Origin of the sequence: Bacillus sp. JJ1609 (genome assembly GCF_036967045.1) — a bacterium.
Taxonomy (GTDB): domain Bacteria; phylum Bacillota; class Bacilli; order Bacillales; family Cytobacillaceae; genus Mesobacillus.
In genome coordinates, this window is record NZ_JBALSS010000025.1 from 4065 (window position 1) to 11573 (window position 7509).

Sequence of the window (7509 nt, forward strand, 5' to 3'; positions counted from 1 at the left end):
CCGCGGAAAGCGAAGCGCCTGGAACGAAAATCAACAGCCTTGTTTAACAGGGACCTCTTATTTAAAAATTCAAAATTTTTCTGCCTAGAGCCGCATATGATTAAGCGTTTACATAGGATTGGCTCTCTAAAAACTCCTTGTAAAAGCAGGTTAAGGAAATTATAATGTCTACTATATATAAACAGTTGTTCTTTTATAGCGGACAGTAGGAGAGGGGAAGAAAAAATGCAGGTAATCTCAATTGGACTTCTAGGATTAGGCACAGTTGGCTCGGGGGTAGTGAAAATTATTGAGAACCATCAGGATAAACTGATGCATCAGGTCGGCTGTCCGGTGAAGGTGAAAAAAATCCTCGTACAGGACCCAGTAAAGGAAAGAACAGTGAAGGTCGATTCTTCTCTCTTGACGGTGGATCCAGCTGACATTATCGATGACCCGGAAATTGATGTAGTGATTGAGGTAATGGGTGGCATCGAAAATACGCGTGAACATTTACTTGAGGCATTAAGAATGAAAAAACATGTTGTGACAGCGAATAAGGACTTGATGGCAGTTTATGGTTCAGAGCTATTGACTGTTGCACATGAAAACGGGTGTGACCTATTTTTTGAAGCGAGTGTTGCTGGAGGGATCCCGATTTTAAGGAGCCTTGCAGAAGGCCTTGTATCAGACCGTATTACAAAGATGATGGGAATCGTTAATGGTACGACTAACTATATTTTAACAAAGATGAGCCAGGAAGGCCTTGCCTATGAAACGGTGTTAAAGGATGCCCAGAGGCTTGGATATGCAGAAGCAAATCCGGCTTCGGACGTAGAGGGCCTGGATGCAGCCAGGAAGATGGCGATTATGGCGTCGTTAGGATTCTCAATGAAAATCGACCTTGATGACGTCAAAGTTAAAGGGATAACTGAGATCACTGAAGAAGACCTTCAATATGGAAAGCAGCTTGGTTATACAATGAAGCTGCTTGGGATTGCCCATCGCGAGGATGATAAGGTAGAGGTAAGTGTCCAGCCAGCTCTTTTGCCAAATTCACACCCGCTAGCTTCGGTCCATAATGAATACAATGCTGTCTATGTATATGGCGAGGCTGTAGGTGAGACGATGTTCTATGGTCCCGGTGCAGGAAGCCTGCCCACAGCGACGGCTGTTGTTTCAGACCTTGTGGGAGTAGTCAAGAACATGCGTCTAGGCGTCAATGGATGCACTTCTGTCACACCGCAATATCAAAAGCAGCTTAAGGACGATGGCGAGGTGCATTCAAAGTATTTCCTCCGCCTGCATGTACATGATGAAGTTGGTGTATTCGCGGAAATTACATCTCTATTTTCCAACTACAATGTAAGCTTTGAAAAGATTCTTCAGATGCCTTTAAAAGAAAAGGAATTAGCAGAAATTGTTGTGGTAACACACAAGGCTTCTCTAAGAAACTATGAAGATATTTTAATGCAACTTCGTGATTTGCCTGTTGTTAAAGAAATCAAAAGTTCCTACAGAGTCGAGGGGAGTGTCAGTGCATGAGGTGGCGCGGTCTGCTGAGTGAATACAAAGAGTTCCTGCCAGTCAATGAGAACACCCCTTTACTAACGCTAAATGAAGGGAACACACCATTAATCAGGCTGGATCGGCTCTCAGAGGAGTGGGGGATTGACCTGTTCGCGAAAGTGGAGGGAGCCAATCCAACGGGTTCTTTTAAAGATCGAGGGATGGTTATGGCGGTCGCCAAAGCAAAGGAGGAAGGCAGCAGGACCGTCATTTGCGCATCCACTGGCAATACGTCTGCCTCTGCGGCTGCTTATGCAGCAAGAGCAGGCTTGCAGTGCATCATTGTCATTCCCGAAGGTAAAATTGCCATGGGTAAGCTTGCCCAGGCAGTGATGTATGGAGCGAGCATCATTTCCATTGAGGGGAATTTTGATGAAGCATTAAGGATGGTGAGAGCCATCAGCGCGACAGAACCGGTCACTCTTGTGAATTCGGTGAATCCATACCGCCTTGAAGGACAGAAAACAGCTGCGTTTGAAATCTGCGACCAGCTAGGGGAGGCACCAGATATTTTGGCAATCCCTGTTGGCAACGCGGGAAATATCAGCGCGTATTGGAAAGGGTTCAAAGAATATCATTCTATGAAAGGCACGGGCCTTCCTCGTATGTTTGGATTTGAAGCAGAGGGTGCAGCCGCAATTGTCAAAGGCAGTCCAATTGACCAGCCGGAAACAATTGCGACGGCAATCCGGATTGGAAATCCAGCGAGCTGGGATTTAGCAGTCAATGCCAAGCAGGATTCGAAAGGCGAAATTGACTTCGTCACTGATGACGAGATTCTGCAGGCATACAGTAAACTAGCTTCTGCTGAAGGGATTTTTGCCGAGCCGGCCTCTTGCGCATCACTTGCTGGCATTCATAAGCTTTTACAGAGAGGCGAGATTTCCCGAGGCTCCAGAATCGTAGCTGTTTTGACAGGCAATGGGTTAAAGGATCCTGCAACTGCAATCGAAAGTAGCATGATTTCACCAGTGGTACTGCCTAATGATGAACAGCTTGTCAGCGAGCATATCAGGGGAGTTGTCCGCCAATGAATGAAGTGGAAGAGCCAACAGCTGGAGGAAGTTCTTCCTCTATTAAAAAGCAAGTTGTTACTGTAAAAGTGCCTGCGAGCTCAGCTAACCTTGGCCCTGGTTTTGATTCAGTTGGTGTCGCTTTAAGCTTGTATTTGGTTTTGCAAGCAGAGAGGAGTGACAGCTGGGAAATTACAGCGTTATCAGGTGCTTTAAAGAATTTTCCCAGAGATGAACAAAATTATATTTCGCAGATTGCAATCAATACCGCCAAGATGTACAAGCAGAAAATGCCTGCTTTGAAGGTTTCAATTAAAAGTGATATTCCGCTTGCCAGGGGCCTGGGGTCAAGTGCAGCAGCGATTGTGGCGGGTATTGAGCTGGCCGATTTGTTTTGCGGTCTGCAGCTGAGCCGCCAGGAGAAATTGCGGATTGCGACAAAGATGGAGGGACACCCCGATAATGCAGGGGCTTGCCTGTTTGGCGGGTTTGTCGTTGGCAGCGAGGTTGGCGATGAAGTGAACCTAACGAGATTGGATGGCATTGATTTTGATCCAGTTCTCGTTGTCCCACACCAAGAACTGCTGACGGAAGCTTCACGCGATGTGCTGCCAGGAGTGGTTGAATTTAAACGCGCCGTACAAGCAAGTGCGATCTCAAACCAGCTGCTTGCGGCATTGATGACACAGCAATGGGAGCTTGCCGGAAAAATGATGGCTGCTGACCTGTTCCATCAGCCATATAGGAAAGATCTCATCCCTTTTTATGAGGATGTACAGGAAAAGGCGGCCGAATCTGGGGCGTTTGGTATTGCGTTGAGCGGTGCTGGCCCTTCGCTGCTTTGCCTCGCGGAACCTGGGAAGGGCGAGGCGTTAGCTGAGTCCCTGCAAAATGAACTTTCCGGATTTGAGATTCACCGGCTTAAGATTGATAAGGATGGGTGTCAAATTTTTTAAAAAAATAACAAAAAAAGCGGTTTTGCCGGCGATGGCAAAACCGCTTTGTATTTATGGTCATTAGAATACCTGCTCAACCTCTACTACTCCAGGTACTTCTTCAAGAAGGGCGCGTTCAATTCCAGCCTTTAGTGTGATTGTGGAACTCGGGCAGCTGCCGCATGCACCAAGCAGGCGAAGTTTTACAATACCGTCCTCGATGTCAACTAGTTCACAGTCTCCTCCATCACGAAGAAGGAATGGGCGCAATTTATCTAATACTTCCTGTACTTGCTCAAACATTTGTTGTTCAGTCATGCAAATCGACTCCTTTCATAATACTTATTATAATCACATCAGCCAGAAAAATCTATTGAATAAACTGAAAATCCACTAAACAACTGTTTTTTCCTTATGCAACCATACCATCCTATAGTAAAATAAAAGAAAATACCAGGGGGTAATTGATAATGGAGCAAAAACAGGTCGAAATTGTCGTTTACGGAGCGGCAGTACTGTGCCCGAGCTGCGTCAACATGCCATCATCAAAAGAGACATATGAGTGGCTTGAAGCTGCGATCAGCCGCAAATATACGGACCAGCCATTTAAGATCACTTATGTTGATATATACAATCCTCCAGCAGAGCAAGACAAGAAAGAATTTGCTGAAAGAGTAATTGAAGAGGATATGTTTTATCCTGTAGTCCTGCTTGAAGGCAAGATTGTCGGCGAAGGCAACCCAAAATTGAAGACGATTTACGCGGAGCTCGAGAAATATGGGTATGTTCCGGCTTAAAAGAGATAAGCATTCCAAAATGGGGTGCTTTTTTATATGCGTTTATCTATCTTATTATGAAAAATTTATTTTAAATGATGGGATTAGGTAATTTGATTGGGAGAGTCTATCAATTTAGTGACGGGGTTTTATTATATTGGCGAAGTTCACAACTTTTTTGGCGAACTGGAAAAAACGAATGATTTTTTCCAGTTTTCAAAATGAAAACCCGGGCACATGTGCCCGGGTTTTATCATCATCCATTATGGTACTTGTACATCCAAAGAATGCCTGACTTCAGCAATCGTGCGACGCGTCCTGTGATCGGGCGTTCTGCAACGAGTCCAAAGCCGTGTTTCTTTCCAAGTGAGCCTATGACACCTTTCAGCTTGATCACTGGGAAAGATTCGGGCGGCTGTTCGCCTTTCCAGCGCTTCTGGAGAACCTGGACGATTTGCTCTGCCTGGCCTTCCGCAAGCTGTGCGCTTGGGGCGTGAGGCAAGCTCGCGCAATCTCCGACGACATAGACATGTTCATTGCCGGGGATATTGTGCTGAGGAGTCAACAGGGCTCTGCCCATCCCGTCTTTTTCAACATTCATTTCCCTAACAAGCCTGTTAGCCTGAATGCCCGCAGTCCAAACAATCGCATCGCAGACAATCGGTTCATCATGGTTGTATAATACATTTTCTTGTACTTCAGTAATATTAGCATTGTTGATAATCTCAACATTGTGATTATCAAACCAGTTTTCCACATATGTGCTCAGTCTTTCAGAGAAGGCTGATAGGATATGGTTTCCACGGTCAAAGAGCTTAATTTTCAGGTCCTTGCGGCTTTCGCTTAATTCACTCGCAAGCTCAACTCCGCTTAAGCCTGCTCCGACAATCGCGACTGTTGAACCTGCTGGCAAATTGTTGAGTGCCTGGTAGGTAGAACGTGACTTCTCAATTGATTGGATGCTGTATGTGAAGATATCTGCACCCGGAACATTGTGATACTTATCCTCACACCCTAAGCCAATGATCAAATCGTCAAAATCAACAGCCTCGCCATTCTTGAGTTCAACCTTTTTATCCTCAATGTTTATGGCAGTAACTTCCGCATATTTAACCTTAAGGCGGGGATGCTCAGGAAACGCTACTCTTATATGCTGGTCGGAAATCGTACCAGCAGCCAGAGCGTAATATTCGGTTTTTAAACAATGGTAAGGAACACGGTCAATCAATGTGATAGTTACATCTTCTGGCAGGTCATTCGGCAGCAATTTTTGCAGGACACGCATGCCGCCATAGCCGCCGCCTAGTATAACGAGATTTTTCATGTGAATTTCCCCTTTTTAACTCTTCAAAAGACAGTTAATGAAGTTTTTCCAGCTCGTTTTAAAAAACCGTAAACGGATACATTTTAAATTATTTTACTATATTTTTCTGCTTCGATTAAACACCATAAAAAGTATAACGAAATTGTGACAAAATAACAACAATTTTATGGAACGATTAGAGCCAGAGAAATTGACGATTTCTCCGAAAAAAGGTACGATTAAAAATTAGTAGAGAGGTGAAAAAAATGATAAAGCCTATCATTGAATTTTGCATAAGCAACCTCGCGAGCGGAGCGCAAAGAGCGAGGGCGGAGCTGGAGAGAGATCCGGATCTTGACGTAATCGAATATGGCTGCCTCGGTTACTGCGGGAAATGCGCGCAAGCCATGTTTGCGCTAGTTAATGGAGACCCTGTCACAGGGGAAACACCCGAGGAACTGGTTGAAAATATCTATCAATATTTGGACGAAAACCCAATGTTTTAATATAAACAGGCTGGCATGGAACTCCAATGCCAGCCTGTTTTTTATGTTTCTGCTTAGACCTTCCACATAAATCGATTCGTTTAATATACTTTTTGTTCTTCCCGCATCTCCTGCCATCGATCCTTCGCCATTTGGATGATTTGCGGTTCAACTGACTGTCTTTGTTTCTCAATCACCCTGGAGAAAAATCTGACAGCATCCTGACTGTTGCCTGTGCTCCTTGAAAGCTCGGCAATCAGATACATCAGCCTCAATTCGGACACCTGGGTCCCGCTGTAGTCACCAGTACTGAACGATTCAGTGTAATGAGCAAGAGCTAGTTTCAGAAAGCGCATTTCTTGTTCTTCATTTGACAGTACACGGTAAAGCCAGGCAAGCCTTATATATAGCCCTGCTGTAACAATATGCTTTTCTTTTTTTAATGTTGAACAATAGGCGCCCAGTTTGAAGGTATTAATTGCCTCCTGGATTGTACGCTCTCTGCTGAAGTCATGGGGCACCCATTGGCTGCAGATTTTATCGGTAATGACTTTTTTAGAGCCTGGAGGGTAATAGGTGCTAAACTCATCGGTAAAAGAAAAGCCGCAAGTTGGACAGACATTAACATAGTATAAATTAGGATTCACGGATTCTAATGAATACAGGGGGGCGAAATCAGTGTCATAGCTGAGGACTTTCACGAATCGGGAACGCACCTTTTTGGTCGTAAAAGGCTGTTCACACATGGTGCATTTATACTTTTTATCATATAACGGTTCTAACTGTGCCAACGCCATCACCTGCCGAATTACCTATTATTTTGGTGGGAAACTTAGGTACATTATACCAGTTAAACTAAGCGAACGGGGATAAATCTTGTAAAAATAATCCTATAATTCTTTTTTCAGCTTGATTGGTTGAGGATTGGAAAAACACTGTATATACTATAATAAAGAAGGGATCAAGGAGGTTTTATTTTATGGAAAACATTGTGATTCTTACAGAAGAAGCTGCATTGCAGGTTAAAGATATGATGAAACAAAATGAAACAGAGGACGCTTATCTGCGTGTGTCTGTAAAAGGCGGGGGCTGCAGCGGTCTTTCATACGGAATGGGTTTTGCTCATGAAGTGGAAGAAGGGGACATCGAATTAGAGCAGCATGGCATCCGCATCCTTGTCGATAAGGAAAGTGCGCCTGTCCTGATGGGTACGAAAATCAGCTATAAGCAATCATTGATGGGCGGTGGTTTCACGATCGACAACCCGAATGCGATCGCTTCATGTGGCTGCGGTTCAAGCTTCAAGACAGCTACTCGTGAAGGCACGCCTGAAGAATGTTAAAAGAAAAAAGCAAGGTCTGCGGACCTTGCTTTTTGTGTAGAAATTATTTAATAAGAAAGCATAAATTTCACTTCGAAAATTGTCTAGCTCCAGCGCCTAGCCCCTCG

General features: G+C 44.5%; 9 protein-coding genes. 6 read left to right on the plus strand and 3 right to left on the minus strand.

The window, feature by feature from the left end; all coding sequences use genetic code 11:
* Positions 1 to 225 precede the first annotated feature (225 nt).
* The 3 genes from V7654_RS17760 to thrB are packed head-to-tail and all read left to right on the plus strand — an operon-like array spanning position 226 to position 3517.
* Positions 226 to 1524 (plus strand): homoserine dehydrogenase, encoded by a 1299-nt coding sequence (locus V7654_RS17760; RefSeq protein ID WP_335432035.1) that lies wholly within the window; start codon positions 226 to 228, stop codon positions 1522 to 1524.
* Positions 1521 to 2582, plus strand: a complete 1062-nt coding sequence (thrC, locus tag V7654_RS17765; protein WP_335432036.1) for a threonine synthase — start codon at positions 1521 to 1523, stop codon at positions 2580 to 2582. The genes V7654_RS17760 and thrC overlap by 4 nt, the downstream gene beginning before the upstream one ends.
* Entirely contained in the window at positions 2579 to 3517 is a 939-nt protein-coding gene (gene thrB / locus V7654_RS17770; protein WP_335432037.1) for a homoserine kinase, read from the plus strand. The genes thrC and thrB overlap by 4 nt, the downstream gene beginning before the upstream one ends.
* Before the next feature lie 60 nt (positions 3518 to 3577).
* Here thrB and V7654_RS17775 read toward each other — a convergent pair whose 3' ends face one another.
* Positions 3578 to 3814, minus strand: a complete 237-nt coding sequence (locus V7654_RS17775) for a NifU family protein (protein ID WP_041966137.1) — start codon at positions 3812 to 3814, stop codon at positions 3578 to 3580.
* Positions 3815 to 3966: 152 nt separating this feature from the next.
* Here V7654_RS17775 and V7654_RS17780 point away from each other — a divergent pair, with 152 nt between their 5' ends.
* Entirely contained in the window at positions 3967 to 4293 is a 327-nt protein-coding gene (locus V7654_RS17780) for a YuzD family protein (RefSeq protein ID WP_335432038.1), read from the plus strand.
* A gap of 235 nt (positions 4294 to 4528) precedes the next feature.
* On the opposite strand, the gene V7654_RS17785 is transcribed toward V7654_RS17780, so the two are convergent.
* Complete coding sequence (locus V7654_RS17785) at positions 4529 to 5596, minus strand: NAD(P)/FAD-dependent oxidoreductase (RefSeq protein WP_335432040.1); 1068 nt, start codon at positions 5594 to 5596, stop codon at positions 4529 to 4531.
* Between the two features lie 245 nt (positions 5597 to 5841).
* Between V7654_RS17785 and V7654_RS17790 the strand changes: the two genes are divergently transcribed.
* Positions 5842 to 6081, plus strand: a complete 240-nt coding sequence (locus V7654_RS17790) for a YuzB family protein (protein ID WP_335432041.1) — start codon at positions 5842 to 5844, stop codon at positions 6079 to 6081.
* Between the two features lie 80 nt (positions 6082 to 6161).
* Here V7654_RS17790 and V7654_RS17795 read toward each other — a convergent pair whose 3' ends face one another.
* Positions 6162 to 6851 (minus strand): DUF2225 domain-containing protein, encoded by a 690-nt coding sequence (locus V7654_RS17795; RefSeq protein WP_335432042.1) that lies wholly within the window; start codon positions 6849 to 6851, stop codon positions 6162 to 6164.
* 188 nt (positions 6852 to 7039) lie between these two features.
* On the opposite strand from V7654_RS17795, the gene V7654_RS17800 reads away from it, so the two are divergent.
* Positions 7040 to 7402: a HesB/IscA family protein gene (locus V7654_RS17800; protein ID WP_335432043.1), complete on the plus strand. Its 363-nt coding sequence runs from the start codon at positions 7040 to 7042 to the stop codon at positions 7400 to 7402.
* Positions 7403 to 7509 lie beyond the last annotated feature (107 nt).